This is a genomic window from Neptunitalea chrysea, from assembly GCF_027924145.1.
Classification (GTDB): domain Bacteria; phylum Bacteroidota; class Bacteroidia; order Flavobacteriales; family Flavobacteriaceae; genus Neptunitalea; species Neptunitalea chrysea.
This window is the reverse complement of record NZ_BRVP01000029.1, coordinates 1-21,007: the sequence shown is the minus strand read 5'-3', so window position 1 is coordinate 21,007 and position 21,007 is coordinate 1. Positions and strand designations below refer to the sequence as shown.

Genomic DNA, 21,007 nt, shown 5'->3' with positions numbered 1-21,007 from the left:
AAATCTTTTTGATTTAGCTTTAGAAAAGAAAAAAATAAACCAAAATAAAAAGTTTTGGCTAAGTGCTTAACCGGAAATTAATCGTTTTTTAATTCCCGTACTAATCATAGCCTAGACGTTGTACACAAGCTAAAAACCGAACTCAAATTGATAAAAAAGATACTAATTGGAATTTTATTACTCGGAATTATAGCCTTTATAGTTTTTACGATTTTTATGGCAAACTTTGATATGTTTGGAGATTCAATTAAAACCGAACTGAAAACGGAATGTGACTCTAAAGGTTTGCGGAAAATAATAATGACTAAAATTGCCGGAAATGCTGTAACCAACGCTGGAATGACAATTTACGCAACTGACTGTGAAAATAATGAAGAGAAAGAACTCGAACCAATATTTATAACGGACTTGGCTTACCTAAAAAATTCCGATATGAAATTTGAGTGGAAAAGTTTTGATACTTTAGTTATTAGATATAATAAAGAATTGCGGATATTTAAACAGGAAACGGAATCGAAAACTGTAAATCCGAAAATAATATTTGAGTATATAGCTGAATAAAAAGCCAGTGTACAACACCGTATAAAAATAATTGCGGTTTAGTGCTTAATCAAAGGTCGTTGAGTGTTTGTAACGTCTGATTTTCCTTCGGAAAATCCTCGCATACAAACCCGCAACTATTCTTATACATAAACGTTAGCGGTAATCAAAAAAAAACACCGAAACAACCATCAAATTCGGAAATTTTATCATTCCGACTACATAAGTCCTCAATTAGACTATATTCGTAAAATTCCATCCTACGACCTTTGTATTTCAAATAAACAATAAGAAATATGAATATCGTACTTACAGGTTCTTTAGGGAACATAGGCAAACCACTCACACAAAAGTTGGTTAAAAAAGGACATTCGGTTACTGTTATTAGCAGTAAAACGGAAAGACAAAAAGATATTGCTGCATTAGGTGCAAAGGCTGCAATTGGAAAAATGGAAGATGTTGATTTTCTCTCGAAAGCTTTTCAAGGAGCAGACGTAGTCTATGTGATGGCAACACTGGGAAATCAAAGTTTCTTTGACCCGAATATTGACATCGTTGAAGATATGACACAACTCGGTAAAAACTACAAAACTGCGATAGAGCGAGCAGGAGTAAAAAAGGTAATTGAATTAAGTGCTATTGGTGCCGACAAAGATTCGGGCAATGGCAATCTTATTTTCCACTACAATATAGAAAACATTCTTAAACAATTACCAACGGATGTGTCCATTAAAGTAATGCGTCCATCTGGTTTTTACACTAACCTATTGAGGTCAGTCCAAAGCGTAAAAGATAAAGGCGTTATCATATCAAACTACGGAGGTAACCAAAAAGAACCTTGGGTTTCACCTATGGATATTGCATCTGCCATAGTAGAGGAAATGGAAAGTACTTTTGAAGGAAGAACAGTGAGATATATTGCAAGCGATGAAATCTCACCAAACGAAATAGCAGACGCTTTAGGAAATGCTATAGGAAAACCAGAATTGAAATGGCAGGCAATTACAGATAAACAAATGCTTGATGGTATGTTGTCTATGGGTATGAATCCACAAGCAGCCAAAGGACTTGTGGAAATGCAAACAGCACAGGGAGATGGTACATTATATGAAGACTACAACCAAAACAAACCAACAATGGGCAAAGTGAAATTGGCGGATTTCGCCAAGGAATTTGCAAAAGTTTATAACAATTAAATTTCAAAAAAATGAAAACAGTATTTATAACAGGAGCAAACAAAAGTATTGGCTTCGAAACAGCAAGGCAATTACTAAAAGAGGGCTATTCTATTTTTCTTGGAAGTCGTGATTTAAAAAACGGTCAAGAAGCAGTAGAAAAACTAAAGTCCGAAGGATTGGATAATGTTGAAGCTATACAAATAGATATAAGCAAAGACGAATCTGTAAAATCTGCAAGAATTGAAATAGGAAAAAAAACGGATGTGATTGATGTGCTGATTAATAACGCTGGCATCACTGGTGGCTTTCCCCAATCGGCATTAGAGGCAACGTCGCAACAGTTTCTTGATGTTTTTGAAACGAATGTAATTGGACAAGTAAGGGTCACACAGTCTTTTATAGATTTAGTGAAGAAATCAAATGAACCAAGGATAGTGATGGTAAGTTCCAGCCAAGGTTCATTAACATTAGCAGATGACCCAAATAACATATATTATCACCATAAAGGAGCGGTGTATCAACCTTCAAAATCTGCATTGAATATGTACTCTCTTGTTTTGGCTTATGAATTACGCGAAACACCAGTAAAAGTAAATGTGGTAGACCCAGGTTTTACCAAAACGGATTTTAATGGACATCGTGGCACAGGAACTGTTGAAGCAGCAGCAGCCCGCATAGCCAAATATGCAATGATTGCTAATGATGGACCGACAGGAAAATTTATTAGTGAAGAATATAATCCAGAAACAGGAGAATGTCCTTGGTAGCAAATATCTAATAAAGATTTTATAAATTTATACTATGAAAAAAGCAGAAAATACTTTTCGAAAATTTGAATCTTTATCAGCTTTTCATCGGGTGCTGGGTTTACCAAAGCCTTTGCACCCATTGATAAGTTTTATTGATATTAAAGATATAAAAATCGTAGAAGAAGATTTAGGCAATTCATTTATTCTTAATTTTTACAAAATCTCATATAAGTCCAATCTTTGCGGTCAAGCAAAATATGGGCAAAATTATTATGATTTTGGAGAAGGTGGCTTGGTATATACAGCTCCTAATCAAATTTTTGAAGCTCATAATGTTGAGAGTACAGGCTATTTATTACTAATTCATCCAGATTTTTTCTTGACCTATCCATTAGCAATTAAAATTAAGCAATATGGTTTTTTCTCTTATGCAACTAACGAAGCATTGCATATATCTGACAAAGAAAAGGACACGATATTTTCAATCTTTAAAATAATTGATGATGAATTACAAAGCAGAATTGATGATTTTAGCCAAGATGTTATAATCTCACAACTCGAATTATTGTTGAATTACAGTAACCGATTTTACAAGCGTCAATTCCTAACGAGAAAGGCGGTACATAATGATTTACTACAGAAGTTGGAAACGCTTTTAGATGATTGTTTCAATGATGAAAAAACGATTGTGGAAGGAATACCTTCTGTTCAATACGTTTCGGAGCATTTAAATATGTCGTCAAGTTATTTAAGTGATATGTTACGTTCTCTTACAGGGCAAAATGCACAGCAACATATTCATAACAGACTTATTGAGAAAGCCAAGGAAAAATTATCTACAACTGAACTTTCTATTAGTGAGATTGCCTATGAATTAGGTTTTGAACATCCACAATCTTTTAGTAAATTGTTTAAGTCAAAGACAAACTTATCACCAATGCAATTTAGACAATCCTTTAACTAAATGCATAGTTTAAGAAGAAAAGACTACCGCTAACAATGTGTATGATGCTCATGTCGGCTAAACGCCGCCACGCCACATACACCGACGTTGGCAACAATTTGACGCAACCATTAGCACAATTATGCATCTAAATAATAATAAGAAATCTAAAAAAAATGAAAACGAAAATTTTACTTTTAATGGTTATTGGAATTATATTCTCTTGTTCTAATGATGACAGAAATGAATCTCAAATTATTGATATGCGAATTAACCATTTCCAGAATACAGGAATAGCTGTAGGTCCTGTTTTAACATTACTCGTACAGGAAGGAAATAATATTGGAACAGATAGTTGGACTAAATTCTACACAAATATCGAAGGATTTGCTTATGAATCTGGTAAAATATATAATCTCTCAGTAAACGTTGAACCTATAGAAAATCCACCTGCTGACGGAAGTTCTTTAAAATATACTCTCGTAGAAGTTGTGTCAACTCAAGAAGTTGATAATGAAACTCTTTTTGATATTGATTTAAAAATAAATGGAGAAAATTTTATAACAAACGACTCTGGATTAAAATTACTTAATCAAATAAATATTGATTGTAACAATATTTGCAATGAATTAGAAACGACAATACAGAATCAAGATTTTGTAATTGGAACTTTTAAAAGAATTTCAAATGATGAAATACAATTAATGGAACTTGAATAAAAACTGTTGCCAACACTATATATAGCAAATTGGGCGATTAGTGTTTATTCGAAAGGTCATTGTCTATTTACAAAGTCGCCAAATCTTTTGATTTGGTATTAAAGAGATAAATTAAAATAAAAAGATTTGGCTTGTGACTAAACCGAAAGTAATCGCTTATTTTCTGCCCAACTTGCCATATATTTAACGTTACCTGCAAGCGCAAAAAAAACAAAGTGAATAATATTTTAAAATATAGAGAGAAATTAAATTTAACGCAAAAACAACTCTCTGAAAGGGCTAATATATCTATTAGAACAATTCAACGTATTGAGTCTGGACAAGAACTTAAAGGACACACTTTAGATGCTTTATCTAAAGCTTTAGAAATTAATAAAGAAAAACTAATTCAAGGTGATTTAGATAAAAAAAAAGACAATATTCGATTGATTAAGTTAATAAACGTATCTTCTTTATTACTCCTTATCATTCCACTAGGGAGTATAATTCTTCCTCTAATAATTATGTATTGGAAAAAAGAAGTTAACTCAATAACAAAGCAAATTGTGTCCATACAAATTTTATGGACTTTATCATTTCCTCTTATTGTATTAATCGTTATTTTTCTTGGAAATGTATTTCCGCTAAGTAAGCAAACTGTTCCACTAACGATGCTTCTACTTATATTAGTTAATGTTTATATTATAATTCGTAATACTGTTGAAGTAGATAAAAACAAAAAACTTTATATAAGCCTAAAGTTCAGTCTTATATAAACACGACAATTATTTGTCGTGTTATTGTCAGCCCCTTTTTCATTCTTTTTTTATTTATAAGAAGTACTATTGTAGTTATTAAATAGCAAACACATTTAAAAAATGAAAAAACACTTATTTATAATACTTATACTACTTAATTCCGTAACATTAATGTCTCAAAATGAGACTAAATCCGAAATGGAAAAGTGGTTAAAGGAAAACAATATACCAATTTTAGGATTGGGAATAATCGACAATGGTAAATTAAGTCAAATACAAGTGTTTGGTGATATTAAATCTAAACAAAAAGCACCACACAACACCATATTCAATGTTGCTTCATTAACAAAACCTATTACGGCTGTTGTTGCCCTAAAATTAGTAAGTAAAGGAAAACTTGATTTAGACGAACCACTGAATCAATACTGGATTGATTCTGATATTAAAAATGATTATAGAACTAAATTACTTACCACCCGACTTATTTTAAGTCATCAAACAGGTTTTTCAAATTGGAGAGATGGTAAATTAAAATTTATATTTACTCCAGGAACAAAATATCAATATTCTGGAGAGGGTTTCGAATATCTAAGAAAAGCACTAGAAAATAAATTTCAAAAAAGCTTAAATGAACTAGCTTCTGAACTTATTTTTGAGCCTTTAAAAATGCAAGACACTAAATATGTTTGGGATGAAAACACAGATGAATCTAGAGTTGCATTAGGTTTTGATAAAGAAGGGAATGAATATAAAACCTATAAAAGAAAGACTGAAAATGCAGCCGATGACTTATTAACAACTATTGAAGATTATGGAACATTCTTAATTAGTGTTATGAATGGAAAAGAGCTTTCAGATAAAGTGTTTAAAGAAATGCAAACAAATCAGGTTCCCTCAAAAAACGGAAAACATTTTGGGCTTGGATTTGAAAAATATGACTTTAAGGATGGTAATTATGCTTTATCGCACGGAGGTGCGGATAAAGGAGTACAAACGATTGTATTTATATTTCCAAAAACTAAACAAGGGATATTAATTTTCACAAATGTAGATGATGGTTATAAGGTTTTTGAAAAAATATTAATTGATTATCTAGGTGATTATGGAAAAGAGATAATGGAAATTGAAACAGGAAAAGAAGCACAGTACGATATTAAAAAATCAACCAAAATAAGAGAATACATTCCAGTAGACAAAGAATTATATGATACTATAATTAAAATGGACAAGGAGTTTTTTGACGCCTACAATAATTGTAATTTAGAAAAACAAACGGATATTTATAGTGATGATATAGAGTTTTATCACGATAAAGGCGGACTAATGACCTCGAAGCAAGATATTATTGAAGGAACTAAACGGAATATTTGTGGAAAAGTAACTAGAACATTAATAAAAGAAAGTGTTGAAATTTATCCTATTAACAACTATGGAGCAGTACAAATAGGGTTTCATAAATTTCACAACAACCAAGAACCTAACGCTGAATCAATACCAGTCAAATTCATCTTAGTATGGCATAATCAAAATGGAAAATGGAAAATTACGAAAGTGGTGAGTTTACACTAAGGAAAAAAAATGTAAAACCGAATAAAGCCAGCAGGTAACAAAGTATATAAAACATAGCTAATAAGTGCTAAAATCGAAGGTTTGTGCTTATTTACAAAGTTTTGCTAAATCGAAAATTATTGTATTTTTACACGCTACATTTCATATACAAACCGTTGTGTGTAATGCAAAAAACCGAGTTGAAAAAGAATAATATGTATTACAAAGAGTTTCTACCTTCCAAGCATTTAGCTGAAATAGTTCAAGACTATTGGGTTTTTGAAGTATTGGAAAATAAAAACTTGAATTTCCCTATTAAACATGAAACTTTACCTGAAAGTAATGTTTCTATCGTTTTAATTCAACAACCTTACTTTAATGGAATAAGAATTCTTGGTCCTAGAAATAAAAAATATCATCAGCCTGTATTTCCTAATTCAATTTATTTTGGAATTAGACTTAATCCCTGGCTATCGCTCAATCCAAAATTATTTAGCAAAAGAGAAATCATAAACGAAACGATTGAGGCTTCCGATTTAATAACAAAACATATAAATCTAGATAATAACATAAAAAAGTATCTGTTATCTCTTCCTCTACTAGAAAAAAAACTCACGCATTTATTTAATAAGGTGGAAATTGAACAAGATGACTTGGTGAAATTTATCTGTGTAGAGCTGTCTCATGGAACACCAATACATCTAATTCTTAATAAAATTCCGTTTTCTGTACGTGTGGTTCAAAAAAGGTTCAAGTCTATAGTGGGTTTATCTATGAGGCAATTTGCAAGTAATTTAAAGCAAAGAAAATTATGGGAAGATTTGTTAGAAAATAACAAAAACAAAATTGATGTTATTTATAAGCATAATTATTACGACCAATCCCATTTCATAAATGAGTTTAAAAGAAAGATGAAAAGGTCGGTTTCTGACTACGAAACTTATCTAAAAAAAATTGAGATTTCTCTTGCCTAAATTTGACGTGTTTTTACAATTGAGCATATTTTATAGATTATACCTTTACCAAAAATAAAAAAATATGAAAACAGCAATTATACTATTTCTCTCATTGATATCAGTTTCTTGTTTTGCACAAGAAATTGTAGTTCAGGACTCTCTGAAGAATTTAGAACAATTAAGTTTTATGAAAGGCACTTGGACTGGTAATGGCTGGATGTTCATCAATAAAGAAAAAAAAGAATTCACTCAAACTGAAACGATAAGCTCAAAAGTAGATAATACAGTATTTATGGTTGACGGAATTGGATATTCAAAAGAAAACAAAGACAAAGTTATTCATAATGCTTTTGGAGTTATCTCTTATAATATTGAAGAAAAATCCATAACGATGATTTCGTTTTCTTCTACCGGTGGAAAAATGGAAAATCCAATAACGCTTATAGGCGACAAAAAATTAGAATGGTCATTTAAAGATGAAAAAGGTGGAACTATTAGGTTCCGTGAGGATTTTTCTGAGGATGGTTTTTGGATTGAAAAAGGAGATTATTCTTTTGATGGAAACAATTGGTTTCCTTTTTTCGAAATGAGATTGAAAAAGATTATCGAATAAACACTACACACAACAACATGTATAAGTAATAGCGATTTGAGTTTTAATTCAAATCGCTATTCTATTTTATTTTGTAAATTACTTTCTGAAAAGTAGTTACTTTAAATTCGCTACTACTCATACACAAGCCGTTACCTGCAAGCTATAAAAACAAATTATGTAAATAACATCTAGCAAATACATGGGTATTTTACCAACAACAAAAAAAATAAAAGTTAATAAAGGAGATGTACTTCTTAAACAAGGTCAAATAACAAAATATGGTTATTTGGTAGAAACTGGATGCCTTAAAAGTTATACTTTAGACAATAATGGTAAAGAGCATATTTTACAATTTGCGCCAGAAAACTGGATGATTTCTGATTTGGATAGCTTTACAAATCAAATACCTTCAGTTATTTTTATTGAAGCTATAGAAGATAGCGAAGTTGCATTTATTTCTAAATCAGAATTTAATGAGATTTCGCAATTAGAAAAAACAGAACTTATTGAAATTGCAACAAAATTTAGAAACAATTTAATTGCCACAAATAAACGTGTTATAGGATTATTAAGTGCAACCGCAGAGCAACGCTATATAGACTTCACATTACTTTATCCTACACTAGTACAACGCTTACCACTTAAACTTATAGCATCATACATAGGTGTTACACCAGAATATTTAAGCGAAATAAGACGTAAACTGTCAAAAAAATAGCCTCAACTTCATTTCTTAAGGTATCTTATTTTTATTCTTTTTTATAAAGTCCAACTTTGCGCTTATAATTATTAAACTTTATAAAAATGACTGATCAAAAAAGAAACAAAGTTTTACACATTGGTTTATGGATAGCACAAGCATTAGTTGCTTTAATGCTACTTTGGGGAGCATCTGCTAAACTTGGTACTCCAACAGAAGAACTCGTTAAAATGATGCCTTGGGCAGCAGAAAACCCATTGTTAGTTACTTTAACAGGTTTTGTAGATTTATTAGGTGGTTTAGGTTTACTATTACCAGCATTACTTAGAATTAAACCTCAATTTACTGTTTATGCTGCTTATGGCACAATTGCACTTATGGTAGCAGCTGCAATATTTCATATCTCTAGAGGTGAGTATGAGTCTGTAGGAATGAATGTTGTAATACTGCTTATTGCTTTATTTATAGCATGGGGAAGAAGTAAAAAAGAGCCTATTTTACCTAAAGCATAAACATTAATGCATAACATCAAAACATTTTTTACATCTAAGTATATTTTATGGTTAATATTAGCCATACCAGGTACATTACTTACTGTAAACTATTATCGTGATCAAGTAAACTATGATATGATAATGCATATCACAGGAGAATTTGCTGGTCGCATGTTAATTATTAGCCTTATCGCAACACCTTTAAAGCTATTATTCCCAAAAGGAAAAATTGCTAAATGGCTATTAAGAAACCGTCGCTTTTTTGGAGTGGCGGCTTTCTCTTATACACTATTACACACTATTTTTTATGTTTTAGAATACCCTTTTAAAACATTAATTAATGAATTCTCTGATGTTGCCATTTTTACGGGATGGATTGCGTTTTTTATTTTCATTCCATTAGCAATAACAAGTACGAATACTGCCATAAGAAAAATGGGGAAATCTTGGAAGAAATTACAGCGTTGGGTATATCTAGCTGCTATTCTAGCCTTTATTCATTGGGCTCTTTTAGGACTACAAGGAACAGAAAAAAGTGCTGCAGCTGCAATAGTTCATTTTATTCCCGTTATAGTATTACAAATCTATCGTATTTGGAAACAACAAATCATAAAAACAAAAACATCTTTAAAATGAGAAAAGCACTTTTATTTCTAATATTCATTTTTAGTATTACCAGTATTCAAGCCCAAAATTGGATAACAGATTTTACAACTGCAAAAGAAGAAGCTGTAAAAAACAATAAACCAATCATTCTTGTTTTTCAAGGTTCAGATTGGTGTGCACCTTGTATCAAATTAGATCGTGAAATATGGAGTACAGAAATCTTTAAAAACTACTCAAAAGAGCATTACATAATGCTTCAAGCAGATTTTCCTAGAAAGAAGAAAAATAAACTTTCAGATAAACAAACTGAAAACAACAAACAACTAGCAGAAATCTACAACAAACAAGGCTTTTTTCCATTTGTAGTCGTACTCGATCATGAAGGCAATATTTTAGGTCAAACCAGTTACAAAAAAACAACATCAGAAAACTATATTAAAGAACTAAATAGCTTTATTAAATAATTTGAAAAATCTTATTTACATACTCATTTTAAGCATTTCTGTTTCGTGCATGGCTCAAAATCCATATAAACGCACACTAAAATTAATGGGAAGTCGCTTTGATATTACTGTAGTTGCAAACGATTCTATTAGTGCTCATAAATATATTGATACTGCTGTAGCAGAAATTACAAGAATAGAAAAGCTAATTTCATCTTGGGATGCAGCATCACAAACTTCTGCCATTAATAAAAATGCAGGAATAACACCTGTAAAAGTTGATACTGAATTATTTCAATTAATGCAACGAGCTATTGGCATATCAAAATTAACAGATGGAGCTTTTGATATTAGTTATGCTTCTATGGACAGAATATGGAAATTTGATGGCAGCATGAAACAGATGCCAACTAATGAAGAAATTAAAGCGTCAGTATCAAAAGTAGGTTATCAAAATATTATCCTTGATTCAGAAAAAAACACCGTTTTCTTAAAATTAAAAGGAATGAAAATTGGCTTTGGAGCCATAGGAAAAGGTTATGCTGCAGATAAAGCTAAAGCCTTACTCATTTCAAAAGGCGTGTCTTCAGGAATAATAAATGCATCTGGAGATATGAATACTTGGGGAAAACAACCTAATGGAAACGAATGGAAAGTCGCCATTACAAACCCACTAAATAAAGACAAAGTTTTTGCATTATTACCCATAAATAATGAAGCTGTAGTGACTTCTGGCAATTATGAAAAATTTGTGGAGTTTAATGGAAAACGCTACACCCATATTATTGATCCTAGAACTGGTTTTCCGTCAAGCGGAATTATAAGCGTTACAGTATTTGCACCTAAAGCAGAATTAGCAGATGCTTTAGCAACTTCGGTTTTTGTAATGGGAAAAGAAATAGGACTAGACCGCATAAATCAATTACCAAATATAGAATGTATCATCATCGATGATAAAGGAAATATCACAACATCTAAAAATATTAAAATCGATAAATCATGATAAAGAAAATAATCTTACTCGCTTGTATTGCTATATTTTTAAGTAGCTGTGTTGTAGTAAAAGAATATGAAAAAGTAAATATCAACGATCCAGATATGGTATTAACCGATAAAAAATGTGACCGAAATGTTACTACAATGCATTCATACAGAGAAGCTGCTGTAGGTGCAAATGGTGGTAAAACAGGTGGTGGCTGCGGTTGTAATTAAATTGATAAAGAAATGAGAAATTTAATAATTATTATACTTTTTTTCGCTTTCGCAAAAGCGTACTCACAACAAGACTCTAAACAAGTTTATAAAAAACGTGTTTTAGAAACTACCGAAATTGATTTTCTAACTAGTTATTATGGACAAGATGGAGACAATGCTGCAGTTAGTGGTGGAATTGGAACAGAAGAATTAAACGATTTTACTACAACATTTGTAGTTTCAATACCACTAAATGATGACGATGTGCTAACTATAGATGCCGGAATTTCGGCCTATACTTCTGCCTCATCAAGCAATGTAGATCCTTTTGATGATGGTCCAGCAGATCCTTTTCAAGCCTCTTCTGGTGCTTCAGCAGGTGATGTTTGGTCTAGTATTTCGGGAAGTTACAGTCATAGTTCTAATGACCGAAATAGTATCGTAAACGCAAATCTCTCTATAGCTAATGAGTATGATTATTTTTCCTTAGGTTTTGGTGGTAGTTATACCAAACTATTTAATGAAAAAAACACCGAGTTAAGCATTTCTGCCAATGTGTTTCTAGATTCTTGGACTACTATTTACCCAACAGAATTGAGACCTTTTGGTAATGGAGGTAATGGACTTAATAACGACTTATTTACACAAAACACCATCACAGGAAACCAAAACTACACTCCTATTTTTAATGAATTTTCAGATACCGGAAGAAACTCATATTCGGTAGGTTTAGGATTTTCACAAATACTTACTAAAAACATACAAGGTTCGTTATCACTAGATGTTATTCAGCAAGAAGGACTATTATCTACACCTTTTCAGCGCGTTTATTTTGCTGATATTGACAATTCTTTTATTGATCATTTTCACTTAGCAGAAGCGATTGAGCAACTACCAGATTCTAGATTTAAAATTGCAATTGGTGGTAGACTTAATTGGTATCTAAACGAAAAAATAAGTCTACGCACATTTTATCGTTATTATTTTGATGATTGGGGAATTACATCACATACAGCAAGTATAGAGGTTCCTATTAAGTTATCTAGTAAATTCACCATCTATCCATCATACAGATTTTATAATCAAACTAAAGCAGATTATTTTAGACCTTATGAAACTGCTTTATCAACCGAAACCTATTACACTTCAGATTACGATTTATCGCAGTACAGTGCAAATCAATTTGGTTTAGGTGTTTCATATACAGATATTTTTACTAAAACTCGTTTATGGAATTATGGTATAAAAAGTATCGATTTGCGATTTTTTCAATATGATAGAAACACAACATTTAGTTCGGGTATTATAACAGCTGGTATTAAATTTGTTCGCGATTAAAATTGACTTTATTTTGAAACGTAAAAACTTTTTAAAAACACTAGCAGGAGTTACTTTATTTACAAGCTTAAGTAGTTTTACTAAGCCTGCCCTTTCAACTATGAAAACAGAACCTAATAATCAAGAGAAATATGCTTCTTTTGGAGCTATTCATTTAAACAATACAAGCCTAAAGCGCTCAACTCATTTTTGGACAAATATAGTTGGCATGAAACGAAGAGTTAGTAACGAAACTTATGCAGAGTTTGGCACCGAAAAGCAAACACTTGTAGTTGTACACGAAAGTGCAAAAACAAGTTATATTAAAGGGTATAGTGGCTTATATCATTTTGCTATACATGCGCCAAATAAATTTGCGTTTGCAAATATGTTACAACGCTTAATAGTAAACAATTATCCATATTCTCCTGTTGATCATACAATGTCTAAATCTTTATATTTAGAAGATCCTGACGGAATTACAGTTGAGTTTACCTTAGAAACACCAGAACGTTTTGTACGTGTTGTTTCTGGAAGAGGAATTGGCATTGAAGATAGTGATGGTAATATAAAAAGTGCTTCAGAATACCTAGATGTAAAATCAATACTTAAAGATGTTACAGATACAGAAGCAAATTTACCAATAGATAATGACGCTTATTTAGGGCATTTACATCTTTATGCAAATAATGTAGAACGTTCTAACACGTTTTACCAAAATATTGGTTTTAATACGTTTAATTATATGCCTCAATTTATGTATGCCGATTTGGGTTGTGGTGGCGCATATAAACATAGAATTGCTTTAAATTCTTGGCACGGTATTAATAAACCTTTAGCTCCAAAAGATAGCGCAGGAATGCGTCATTTTCATATTCAATTTAATAGCCAAGACAGATTAAAAATCGCTTTAAAACAGATTACTGTTATCGAAGAAAAAGACAATGGATATTGGTGTAAAGATGCTACTGGAAACATACTATTATTAAACAATGGATAAAAAGCCAGCAGGTAACACCGTGTATAATTAATTGCTAGGTCACTGCCGACTTACGAACATTCCTGCGGAATATTCTATCTGTGATTTATTTGCTAACTTAGTTCCTTAAATCACGCAACTAACCATACACAATCACGTTGCCACACATTTGAGAAAAACGAAACGCTGAATGAAAAAAGTCATAATTACAGGAAGTTCAAGAAATGATGGAGACACTAAAACTCTGACAAATGAACTGACAAAAAAATCAAACTGGGATTTGATAGACTTAAACGATTATAGTTTCGGTTATTACGATTATGAGCATAAATACGAAAATGATGATTACCTCGAATTAATGCGAAAAATAATTGACAAATATGATACTCTGATTTTTGCAACGCCAGTTTATTGGTATTCAATGAGCGGAATTATGAAAGTGTTCTTTGACAGAATAACTGATTTATTAGAAATTGAAAAAGACCTTGGACGAAAATTACGCGGAAAAAATATGGCTGCAATTAGTTGTTCAATCGGAAATAATTTAGGCGATATTTTTTGGCTTCCATTTTCTGAAACCGCTGATTATTTAGGAATGGAATATCTCGGAAGTTTACACACGATAGCAGGAGAGATAAACGAGCAAGAATTAGATAAGTTTATTAATCAAGTTGGAAAATAAAAACGTGTGGCAACAAAGTATAAAATTAATGGCTAGTTTTAGCTTACTTGGAAAATTCCTGCGGAATTTTCCGCTGGCAAGTATTTGTTTACTAAATTAGTTGCTTAAACACGCCACTAATCTTATACAACAACGTTGTGGCTAATTTGAACAACTCATCAGAAAAAAACAACAACTGGGTAAGTAAAATTAAACTGAGTGATTTTGATTACTGAATTTTGTACCAGAAAACAAAACTCATTACAATAATGAAAACAATAAACAAAACATTAAAATCTACAAAAAGAAAATCTCATCCATTTTGGAAATGGTTTTGGCTTACTTTTCTTGTGGTTTCTCTTGCTTATGCATGGTATTCATTTTATGTTCCATCAAACCATATAAAATGGGATAATAATATTACTTCCACTCAAAAACTCATCAACGATTTTGACAAAAACACAATTCTATTTTTCACAGCAGAGTGGTGTGTGCCATGTAAAATTATGAAACGTGAAGTTTTTGCAGATAAGGAAGTCGAGAGAGCCGTCAACTCACAATTTACGCCTGTAATGATTGATATAGATAATCCAAATACTAAAGAAATAGTAAATCATTACAAGATTGGAGCAACACCAACAACAATTATTGTTGATTCCAAAGGAAAAGTACTTGATTACGCAGTAGGAAAAATTGAAAAAAAGAAATTCCTTGAGATGCTTAATATTGTTGAACCTAATAAATAATGAGCAACATCAATACAAAACGAGTTTTGAAATTTCTGTTACTTACTGCAACGTTGGCTTCAATGTTTTTTATCCCTTGGCCATTACTTAAAGCCAAGTTAGCTTCATTACCAGATTCTGTTCAGAAACAAGTTGATAAAGCAGCCGACTATGGCTTTGATGGAATTATTGTTTATGTAGACAAAAAAGGGAATGAACCAGAACACTACACTTCAGGTAATAAAAACAGAGAAAGCAAAACCCCAACTGACCCGCATTCACTATTCAAAATTGGAAGTGTTAGTAAATTATATACCGCACTTGCTATTACCAAATTGGCTCATCAAGAACAACTTTCTTTAGACGATACAATTGCAGATTATTTCCCAGAACTTTTAGGGCGCATAGAAAATATGGGTAGAATTACGGTAAGGATGTTAGTTCAGCATCGTAGTGGTATTCCTGATTATACAAGAACTCACTATTATTGGGCTCACCCTAAAGAAACTGATAAAGAGCGATTGGCATTAGTACTTGATAAACCTGCGCACTTTAAGCCTGATAAAAAATTTAAGTATAGTAACACTAATTATCTACTGCTTTCAAAAATTATTGAAAAAATTACTGGTAATGTAAAATTTCAATTTATTAAAGAAGAAATTTTAGAACCCTTGAACTTGAAAAGTACCTACGGCTCTATTAAGGATGTCAATTTAGACGATGTAATGAGTGGCTATTATGTTGGTTATGAAAACGACTTAAAAATAGATGATAATGGTATAATGTTAGCAACAGCAGAAGATTTAGGTAAATTCATTCGAGCTTTAAATGAAGGAACTGTATTTGAAGACGAAAAGGAACATGAGCTTTATTCTTCACTATACGAATATGAACATACTGGAATGATGCCTGGGTATCAAACCATTGCTAAGTATCATAAAAATATTGATGCTGTTGTTATTCAATTTACAAATACGACTAATTTTGATGGCCACAATTGGAGCTTATCCGAAATAATGTATAAACGAATTTTAAGAATAATAAAAAAGAAAAACTAGCCACAACAACATATATAATTTATTGCTAGTTCTAGCCTACTTACGAAAATCCTAGCGGATTTCCTATTCGGTTTTTATTTACTAAATTCAGTGCTTGAAACACGCAACAAATCATATATAAACACGTTGTATGCCATTGAAAAAAAGAAAAGCCAACCGCAAGTTCAAGCACATTTGTTGCTTCGTGCCTCAGCACCAAAAGAGCTTTCACTCCCCCGCTGCCACCCATATTTAATGATTATTTTAATACTCATTGTAAGCCTACCACAAAACCAGAAAATCCACTACCGATAAAAACAACAAAGTCGCTCTAAAGCGACTTGTATCATTGATCTTTTACGGTTATTTAAGAGTTGTGCAACGGCTACCAATGTTAGTATACATTTTTTATTTCTTATGGAACTACTTCAAATTTTGTCGCTCGGTTTTTGTTGAATATTTTGGTCATTATTTCTGTTCCGATTTCAGTCGCTTTGTGCTTATCCGCATTTAATTGAAGTTTATAAACAGGTGCTTATTTTAATTCAGGGTAATGAGGTTTATTTCCGTAAGTTGTTTTAATTAAATTATAATTATTCTTTTTCGCAAAACTTGAAATCTTTTCAACATAAGGTTTTTGGCCGTTTGTGATTACCTCAAATTCAATATTGGTTTTTCCATTGTTATCTGCAAAATAAATACAATCAATTCCGTCAGATGTTATTCCGAAAAAGTCATATTCCAATTTTTCATCTAACAATTGTCTCGCCTATTTTTTATAAACATTGTTACCACACGTTTTTTATTCATTTAACGTCCAAATTAGAGCTTTTTCTTTTGTAGCTCTAAAGATTGTGTTATGGTGCTCTTCAGGATCATCTGAATACTTCCATACTAATCCAAGATTTGAATTTTCTAGTTTTTTATTCAATTCTCTTGTATGTTGTGAAATGTCAACTGCATCAGAGCCTGCAAACCAAAGTTTCTTTTTCTGTTTATAATCTTCTTTTGCTAATGAATCAAAGTTTTTAACCAAATACTGTTCGTTATACCACAAAGCTGGATCCATCGCAATATAATAGTCAAACATATCATTGTTCAAGAGAAAAGTTTCTATAACAAATATTCCTGCGGCAGATTCTCCAATTATTGCTCTTTTATCTGTTGTTCGATACTTATTATTTATTTCATTAAAAAGTTCATTTTTTATAAAACTTCTAAAGTTATTTGAGCCACCTGGATTGGGTACAATCTTTAAATCATATTCTATCTCAGTTGGTCCTGACAAATCTCTTCTTCTTTCCGTATTTTCAATTCCAACCAAAATGTAAGGAGGTATTTTATTTTCGCTAATCAATTTAGCTAAAGTATTTGCTATGTGTGGAAAATCTTCTTTTATTCCACCGTCTGGCATATAAATTACTGGAAAGCTATCAGTTGATTCATTGTAGTTTGGTGGTGTCCAAATATTAATGACTCTGTCTTCGTTTACAAACTTTGAACTAATCTTTAAACTGTCATGTTCTGGAACTGGGTCGTTATAAACGATTCCTTTGTTTTTACAGCTAATTGTAATAATTACAATAATTAAGAATATTATTTTTTTCATTTTTTTTGATTGTTGCTAACGTTTCGGCTATGATTAGTATAGAAACTAAAAGTAATGAACTTTCAATTAAGCACCTAGCCAAAACTTTTTATATTATTTCAATGGCTATGCGTAAGATATTACCGCAAAAAAAGCAATTACTTTATGATCAAAATATACTAAACCACTCTGGACTTTAAGTCCAGAGGTTTGATTATACGAGGGACTTTTAGTCCCTCATTTCTATTCTAATATAAAATTAAAACTATCTGAAGAATCTTTCCGGTGATGTTCTAAATACTCATTTACCATCACATCTGTCACATTTCCTTTACTCCATGCTCCATAGCCCACAAAAAATGTTTTCCCCAGTAGGTAGTACTTAGTGATTGAAACTCTTGTTGTAGTTTAATTGATGTTCGCCTTTTCATATGTTTAACAATGGAACTTATACTATTTTTTGGAGCATATTCTATATGCATATGTATATGATCTTTTTTAAGATTTCAATCCTTTAGTTATCAAGTATTTGTATCAGAAGTTCTCGACAACGAGATTGAATGTCGTCTTTTAAAACTTTATATCTATACTTGGTAGACCAAACTATGTGGCAACTAAGACGGCTGGTGGTATGTGATCCTTTTAGATTATAGTTTGTCATAGTACAAGCTACAAAAATTTTTTCGCACTACTAAAGTGCTGCAATAAAATTGCAGTGTTTTATATCCCAGTTCTGAGACCAATAAATTTAACAGCGGCTTGGGTTTTACCCAAGCCGCTGTTAAATTTATATTTTGTTTTGTATAGTTTTTGTTCTATTGTTTTGGTAAAATAGGTGCTTTTTTTGTACGTCCCCATACTACAAACACAGCAAGTATTAAGAAAAATATATTCATACCTATTAATGATGATTCTCCTCTTGAAATATGAAAAATACTTGCAGCAATCATAAGTACAATAGTTCCATAGGCTGCAAAAACAGATAGTTTTTGTTGTATTTTAAAGGCTGCGGGTAAAATGATTCCTATACCGCCAAGTAAATCTATTATTCCTGTAAGTTTTAATAGCCCAGGATTATCTAATGCCCATGGTAGCATTTTTGCGGTTTCTTCAATAGGTTGAATTAATTTGGCGTATGCTGCCCAAATTAAGGTTAGTGAAATAAGACCTTGTGCTGTCCAAAGTACAACATTTAGTCCTTTTGATTTTTTAGATTTTGCTATTGTAGTCATTTTTTAAGTTTTTGAATTAATAGTGCAAATTTTATCAATGTAATATTGTTATATATTAATGTAGATTAAGAAATTAAAGTGCATGCTTAAGCTGTTGTTTTTTAATCGTTAAATAGCCAAGATTATACTTGTTGGGTTTAGTTCTAAGCGGTTGCACACTTGTTAAAATGCCCGTAGATTTAGAAATGGTGTTTACTTTCTCTGGATTATTTGTTAATAGTTTTATAGATGCAACACCCAGAAAATTAATCACATTAGCAACGATATCAAATGTTCTTAAATCGGTGTCAAAACCCAATGAATGATTGGCGGCTATGGTATCTTGTCCTTTGTCTTGCAAAGCATAGGCATTTACCTTATTGAAAAGACCAATCCCACGTCCTTCTTGTTTTAGGTAAATGATAATTCCCTCTTTTTTTTCAGCTATCAATTTCATACTGGCTTCAAGTTGCTCACCACAATCACATTTTAGCGATGTAAAAACATCGCCAGTCAAACATTCTGAATGTACTCTGGTAAGAACATTTTCTTTTGCCATTAAATTCCCCATTGTAACAATCAAATGCTCCTTTTCACTGCTATCTTCTTTAAAGGAAACAATGTTAAATAGTCCATATTTAGTTGGTAATTTAGCTGTATTAGAAAACTTTACTTTTTCTTTATGAAGTAACATAGTGGTAAATATTAATGTCTAACTATTTGAAATGCTTAGTGCAAAGATTATTATTTTAATAGCTTTATTTATTAATCTAGATTAATAAATAAAGTGCTTAATGCCTTTTGGTAATTTTATTTCTTATAGTACTCAATGCTTCAGGTGTAATTCCAAGATAGGATGCAATCATTTTTTGAGGTACCCGATTGGGTAGTTCTGGATAGGTTTGAAGAAAATATTCATACCGCTCTTTAGCTGATGCGCTCATTAACGATAAAATACGTCTTTGCATAACACCTATTCTTTTTGCTAATGCTTCTAAAATTAAATTAAACTCTTTTTGGTTTTTTTCTGATTGAGAAAATTCACCTACCTCTACAATTACGACTTGTGAATTTTCAATTGCTTCTATGAAAAATACGGTTTCATTCTTAAAGGCTTGAGATTCTATATCTGAGACGATCCAGCCTTCAGAGGCAAACATAAAAATGTGTTCTTTTCCTTTTTCATCAATAATATAACTTTTTAAAAGGCCTTTTTTTACATAATACGCCTTGGACAATTTTTGACCTGCACTTTGAAGAATAGCTCCTTTTGAGAACGATTTTGTTTTACCAGTATTTTTAAAAATTTCATCAAACATTTATTCAGGATGGGGCAAAATTATGTACAACGTTTCGGCTATGGTTAGTACGGGTATTAAAAGTAGTGAACTTTCGATTAAGCATTTAGCCAAAACTTTTTATTTTGCTTTATCTTTTTGTTCTAAAGCCAAATCAAAAAGATTTGGCGGACTTCGTAAATATGCCTAAACTTAGGATTAAGTACTAAAACCCGTATTAATTATAGCCATTTTTGGCAATAGTTTTTATTTCCGTTCTATTGTTACCCAAGTTTTATCAAATCCGATTGCTTCAAGTATTTTCGCTTTGTCAAGTTTTTCAGGTTGCTTTATTTTCAGTATGAGAGTTTGTTCAGGTACAATTTCAGTTATTGTAAATTGAGAACCGTGAGGTTGCCAAGTAAAACGCTTGTTCGCACTTTTATGTTCAGCACCTTTATCATAACCTTCCAAGTTTCCATTTTTGTTCCATACAAATTCGTACAAATCTGAATCATATCTAACAGTATCAAATTCGAAAACAGCTACTTGTGATAAATCATTTGATTTAACAAGTACAACAGTTCGAAGATGCTTAAATTTTTCTCGAATAGCCGAAACTCTTTCATTCCAAATTTCTAAAACTTGCTCTCCAATAACATTTGGGTCAGCATCTGTATCTATTGTTCCTCCATAAGAGTATACAGGCGAATTTCGCCCTGAAATGAGTCGAATTTGTTTTAATTTCTTAAAATCCTTTATGTTAGACTTTACTGTTTTAGCTCCCCAAGCAGTATTACCCATAACTAC

27 protein-coding genes and 1 pseudogene are annotated in these 21,007 nt (G+C 31.5%); 21 read left to right on the top strand and 7 right to left on the bottom strand.

Features of this window, described 5'->3' with window-relative positions; translation table 11 throughout:
• Positions 1-147 precede the first annotated feature (147 nt).
• From NBRC110019_RS15305 to NBRC110019_RS15205, 20 genes are all read left to right on the top strand, one after another.
• Positions 148-561 carry a hypothetical protein gene (locus NBRC110019_RS15305; protein ID WP_281756305.1) on the top strand — a complete coding sequence of 138 codons (414 nt, stop codon included), beginning with the start codon at positions 148-150 and terminating at the stop codon, positions 559-561.
• 275 nt (positions 562-836) lie between these two features.
• Positions 837-1,736, top strand: a complete 900-nt coding sequence (locus NBRC110019_RS15300) for an NmrA family NAD(P)-binding protein (RefSeq protein ID WP_281756304.1) — start codon at positions 837-839, stop codon at positions 1,734-1,736.
• 11 nt (positions 1,737-1,747) lie between these two features.
• Positions 1,748-2,485: an SDR family NAD(P)-dependent oxidoreductase gene (locus NBRC110019_RS15295; RefSeq protein ID WP_281756303.1), complete on the top strand. Its 738-nt coding sequence runs from the start codon at positions 1,748-1,750 to the stop codon at positions 2,483-2,485.
• A gap of 34 nt (positions 2,486-2,519) precedes the next feature.
• The gene (locus NBRC110019_RS15290; RefSeq protein WP_281756302.1) at positions 2,520-3,431 is read left to right on the top strand and encodes a helix-turn-helix domain-containing protein; all 912 of its coding nucleotides are present in this window, start codon (positions 2,520-2,522) and stop codon (positions 3,429-3,431) included.
• Positions 3,432-3,586: 155 nt separating this feature from the next.
• Positions 3,587-4,129: a DUF4377 domain-containing protein gene (locus NBRC110019_RS15285; protein WP_281756301.1), complete on the top strand. Its 543-nt coding sequence runs from the start codon at positions 3,587-3,589 to the stop codon at positions 4,127-4,129.
• A gap of 215 nt (positions 4,130-4,344) precedes the next feature.
• Complete coding sequence (locus NBRC110019_RS15280) at positions 4,345-4,884, top strand: helix-turn-helix domain-containing protein (RefSeq protein WP_281756300.1); 540 nt, start codon at positions 4,345-4,347, stop codon at positions 4,882-4,884.
• A gap of 102 nt (positions 4,885-4,986) precedes the next feature.
• On the top strand, positions 4,987-6,435 hold the full coding sequence (locus NBRC110019_RS16870) for a serine hydrolase (protein WP_309297654.1): 1,449 nt from the start codon (positions 4,987-4,989) through the stop codon (positions 6,433-6,435).
• Positions 6,436-6,599: 164 nt separating this feature from the next.
• Positions 6,600-7,388 carry a helix-turn-helix domain-containing protein gene (locus NBRC110019_RS15265; RefSeq protein ID WP_281756299.1) on the top strand — a complete coding sequence of 263 codons (789 nt, stop codon included), beginning with the start codon at positions 6,600-6,602 and terminating at the stop codon, positions 7,386-7,388.
• 64 nt (positions 7,389-7,452) lie between these two features.
• Positions 7,453-7,983: a hypothetical protein gene (locus NBRC110019_RS15260; RefSeq protein WP_281756298.1), complete on the top strand. Its 531-nt coding sequence runs from the start codon at positions 7,453-7,455 to the stop codon at positions 7,981-7,983.
• Positions 7,984-8,164: 181 nt separating this feature from the next.
• The gene (locus NBRC110019_RS15255) at positions 8,165-8,683 is read left to right on the top strand and encodes a Crp/Fnr family transcriptional regulator (protein ID WP_281756297.1); all 519 of its coding nucleotides are present in this window, start codon (positions 8,165-8,167) and stop codon (positions 8,681-8,683) included.
• Between the two features lie 86 nt (positions 8,684-8,769).
• The gene (locus NBRC110019_RS15250) at positions 8,770-9,177 is read left to right on the top strand and encodes a DoxX family protein (protein WP_281756295.1); all 408 of its coding nucleotides are present in this window, start codon (positions 8,770-8,772) and stop codon (positions 9,175-9,177) included.
• Positions 9,178-9,183: 6 nt separating this feature from the next.
• Positions 9,184-9,795 (top strand): protein-methionine-sulfoxide reductase heme-binding subunit MsrQ, encoded by a 612-nt coding sequence (locus NBRC110019_RS15245; protein ID WP_281756294.1) that lies wholly within the window; start codon positions 9,184-9,186, stop codon positions 9,793-9,795.
• Positions 9,792-10,229, top strand: a complete 438-nt coding sequence (locus tag NBRC110019_RS15240; protein ID WP_281756293.1) for a thioredoxin family protein — start codon at positions 9,792-9,794, stop codon at positions 10,227-10,229. Before NBRC110019_RS15245 ends, NBRC110019_RS15240 begins: the two co-directional genes overlap by 4 nt.
• Before the next feature lie 49 nt (positions 10,230-10,278).
• Positions 10,279-11,211 (top strand): FAD:protein FMN transferase, encoded by a 933-nt coding sequence (locus NBRC110019_RS15235; protein WP_281756292.1) that lies wholly within the window; start codon positions 10,279-10,281, stop codon positions 11,209-11,211.
• The gene (locus NBRC110019_RS15230; RefSeq protein WP_281756290.1) at positions 11,208-11,420 is read left to right on the top strand and encodes a DUF4266 domain-containing protein; all 213 of its coding nucleotides are present in this window, start codon (positions 11,208-11,210) and stop codon (positions 11,418-11,420) included. Before NBRC110019_RS15235 ends, NBRC110019_RS15230 begins: the two co-directional genes overlap by 4 nt.
• Before the next feature lie 12 nt (positions 11,421-11,432).
• Positions 11,433-12,740 carry a DUF3570 domain-containing protein gene (locus NBRC110019_RS15225; protein WP_281756289.1) on the top strand — a complete coding sequence of 436 codons (1,308 nt, stop codon included), beginning with the start codon at positions 11,433-11,435 and terminating at the stop codon, positions 12,738-12,740.
• A gap of 13 nt (positions 12,741-12,753) precedes the next feature.
• A complete protein-coding gene (locus NBRC110019_RS15220; protein ID WP_281756288.1) occupies positions 12,754-13,719 on the top strand; it encodes a VOC family protein in 966 nt (321 codons plus the stop codon).
• A 169-nt stretch (positions 13,720-13,888) separates the two neighbouring features.
• Complete coding sequence (locus tag NBRC110019_RS15215; RefSeq protein WP_281756287.1) at positions 13,889-14,380, top strand: flavodoxin family protein; 492 nt, start codon at positions 13,889-13,891, stop codon at positions 14,378-14,380.
• Between the two features lie 248 nt (positions 14,381-14,628).
• Entirely contained in the window at positions 14,629-15,105 is a 477-nt protein-coding gene (locus tag NBRC110019_RS15210) for a thioredoxin family protein (protein WP_281756286.1), read from the top strand.
• Complete coding sequence (locus NBRC110019_RS15205) at positions 15,105-16,142, top strand: serine hydrolase domain-containing protein (RefSeq protein WP_281756284.1); 1,038 nt, start codon at positions 15,105-15,107, stop codon at positions 16,140-16,142. Before NBRC110019_RS15210 ends, NBRC110019_RS15205 begins: the two co-directional genes overlap by 1 nt.
• Positions 16,143-16,656: 514 nt before the next feature.
• On the opposite strand, the gene NBRC110019_RS15200 is transcribed toward NBRC110019_RS15205, so the two are convergent.
• The 6 genes and pseudogenes from NBRC110019_RS15200 to NBRC110019_RS15175 form a co-directional block, all read right to left on the bottom strand.
• Positions 16,657-16,881, bottom strand: coding sequence for a hypothetical protein (locus NBRC110019_RS15200; protein WP_281756282.1), 225 nt, complete (start codon positions 16,879-16,881; stop codon positions 16,657-16,659).
• Positions 16,882-16,923: 42 nt separating this feature from the next.
• Positions 16,924-17,730 carry an alpha/beta hydrolase gene (locus NBRC110019_RS15195; RefSeq protein ID WP_281756280.1) on the bottom strand — a complete coding sequence of 269 codons (807 nt, stop codon included), beginning with the start codon at positions 17,728-17,730 and terminating at the stop codon, positions 16,924-16,926.
• 222 nt (positions 17,731-17,952) lie between these two features.
• Positions 17,953-18,370, bottom strand: a pseudogene (tnpA, locus tag NBRC110019_RS15190) (IS200/IS605 family transposase).
• A gap of 154 nt (positions 18,371-18,524) precedes the next feature.
• Complete coding sequence (locus NBRC110019_RS15185; protein ID WP_281756278.1) at positions 18,525-18,941, bottom strand: DoxX family protein; 417 nt, start codon at positions 18,939-18,941, stop codon at positions 18,525-18,527.
• 73 nt (positions 18,942-19,014) lie between these two features.
• On the bottom strand, positions 19,015-19,614 hold the full coding sequence (gene ribA, locus NBRC110019_RS15180) for a GTP cyclohydrolase II (RefSeq protein ID WP_281756276.1): 600 nt from the start codon (positions 19,612-19,614) through the stop codon (positions 19,015-19,017).
• Positions 19,615-19,711: 97 nt separating this feature from the next.
• A complete protein-coding gene (locus NBRC110019_RS15175) occupies positions 19,712-20,239 on the bottom strand; it encodes a Crp/Fnr family transcriptional regulator (protein ID WP_281756274.1) in 528 nt (175 codons plus the stop codon).
• Positions 20,240-20,261: 22 nt separating this feature from the next.
• Between NBRC110019_RS15175 and NBRC110019_RS15170 the strand changes: the two genes are divergently transcribed.
• Positions 20,262-20,408 (top strand): hypothetical protein, encoded by a 147-nt coding sequence (locus NBRC110019_RS15170; RefSeq protein ID WP_281756271.1) that lies wholly within the window; start codon positions 20,262-20,264, stop codon positions 20,406-20,408.
• A 56-nt stretch (positions 20,409-20,464) separates the two neighbouring features.
• On the opposite strand, the gene NBRC110019_RS15165 is transcribed toward NBRC110019_RS15170, so the two are convergent.
• Positions 20,465-21,007: hypothetical protein (locus NBRC110019_RS15165; protein WP_281756269.1), on the bottom strand; the 543-nt coding region annotated here is incomplete at its 5' end.

Coding starts and splice junctions, on each gene's coding strand:
- NBRC110019_RS15215 (WP_281756287.1), top strand. CDS start 13,889: ATGAAAAAAGTCATAATTACAGGAAGTTCAAGAAATGATGGAGACACT.
- NBRC110019_RS15285 (WP_281756301.1), top strand. CDS start 3,587: ATGAAAACGAAAATTTTACTTTTAATGGTTATTGGAATTATATTCTCT.
- NBRC110019_RS15235 (WP_281756292.1), top strand. CDS start 10,279: ATGGCTCAAAATCCATATAAACGCACACTAAAATTAATGGGAAGTCGC.
- NBRC110019_RS15295 (WP_281756303.1), top strand. CDS start 1,748: ATGAAAACAGTATTTATAACAGGAGCAAACAAAAGTATTGGCTTCGAA.
- ribA (WP_281756276.1), bottom strand. CDS start 19,614: ATGTTACTTCATAAAGAAAAAGTAAAGTTTTCTAATACAGCTAAATTA.
- NBRC110019_RS15210 (WP_281756286.1), top strand. CDS start 14,629: ATGAAAACAATAAACAAAACATTAAAATCTACAAAAAGAAAATCTCAT.
- NBRC110019_RS15290 (WP_281756302.1), top strand. CDS start 2,520: ATGAAAAAAGCAGAAAATACTTTTCGAAAATTTGAATCTTTATCAGCT.
- NBRC110019_RS15245 (WP_281756294.1), top strand. CDS start 9,184: ATGCATAACATCAAAACATTTTTTACATCTAAGTATATTTTATGGTTA.
- NBRC110019_RS16870 (WP_309297654.1), top strand. CDS start 4,987: ATGAAAAAACACTTATTTATAATACTTATACTACTTAATTCCGTAACA.
- NBRC110019_RS15260 (WP_281756298.1), top strand. CDS start 7,453: ATGAAAACAGCAATTATACTATTTCTCTCATTGATATCAGTTTCTTGT.
- NBRC110019_RS15250 (WP_281756295.1), top strand. CDS start 8,770: ATGACTGATCAAAAAAGAAACAAAGTTTTACACATTGGTTTATGGATA.
- NBRC110019_RS15240 (WP_281756293.1), top strand. CDS start 9,792: ATGAGAAAAGCACTTTTATTTCTAATATTCATTTTTAGTATTACCAGT.
- NBRC110019_RS15185 (WP_281756278.1), bottom strand. CDS start 18,941: ATGACTACAATAGCAAAATCTAAAAAATCAAAAGGACTAAATGTTGTA.
- NBRC110019_RS15195 (WP_281756280.1), bottom strand. CDS start 17,730: ATGAAAAAAATAATATTCTTAATTATTGTAATTATTACAATTAGCTGT.
- NBRC110019_RS15265 (WP_281756299.1), top strand. CDS start 6,600: ATGCAAAAAACCGAGTTGAAAAAGAATAATATGTATTACAAAGAGTTT.
- NBRC110019_RS15225 (WP_281756289.1), top strand. CDS start 11,433: ATGAGAAATTTAATAATTATTATACTTTTTTTCGCTTTCGCAAAAGCG.
- NBRC110019_RS15205 (WP_281756284.1), top strand. CDS start 15,105: ATGAGCAACATCAATACAAAACGAGTTTTGAAATTTCTGTTACTTACT.
- NBRC110019_RS15230 (WP_281756290.1), top strand. CDS start 11,208: ATGATAAAGAAAATAATCTTACTCGCTTGTATTGCTATATTTTTAAGT.
- NBRC110019_RS15175 (WP_281756274.1), bottom strand. CDS start 20,239: ATGTTTGATGAAATTTTTAAAAATACTGGTAAAACAAAATCGTTCTCA.
- NBRC110019_RS15170 (WP_281756271.1), top strand. CDS start 20,262: ATGTACAACGTTTCGGCTATGGTTAGTACGGGTATTAAAAGTAGTGAA.
- NBRC110019_RS15300 (WP_281756304.1), top strand. CDS start 837: ATGAATATCGTACTTACAGGTTCTTTAGGGAACATAGGCAAACCACTC.
- NBRC110019_RS15255 (WP_281756297.1), top strand. CDS start 8,165: ATGGGTATTTTACCAACAACAAAAAAAATAAAAGTTAATAAAGGAGAT.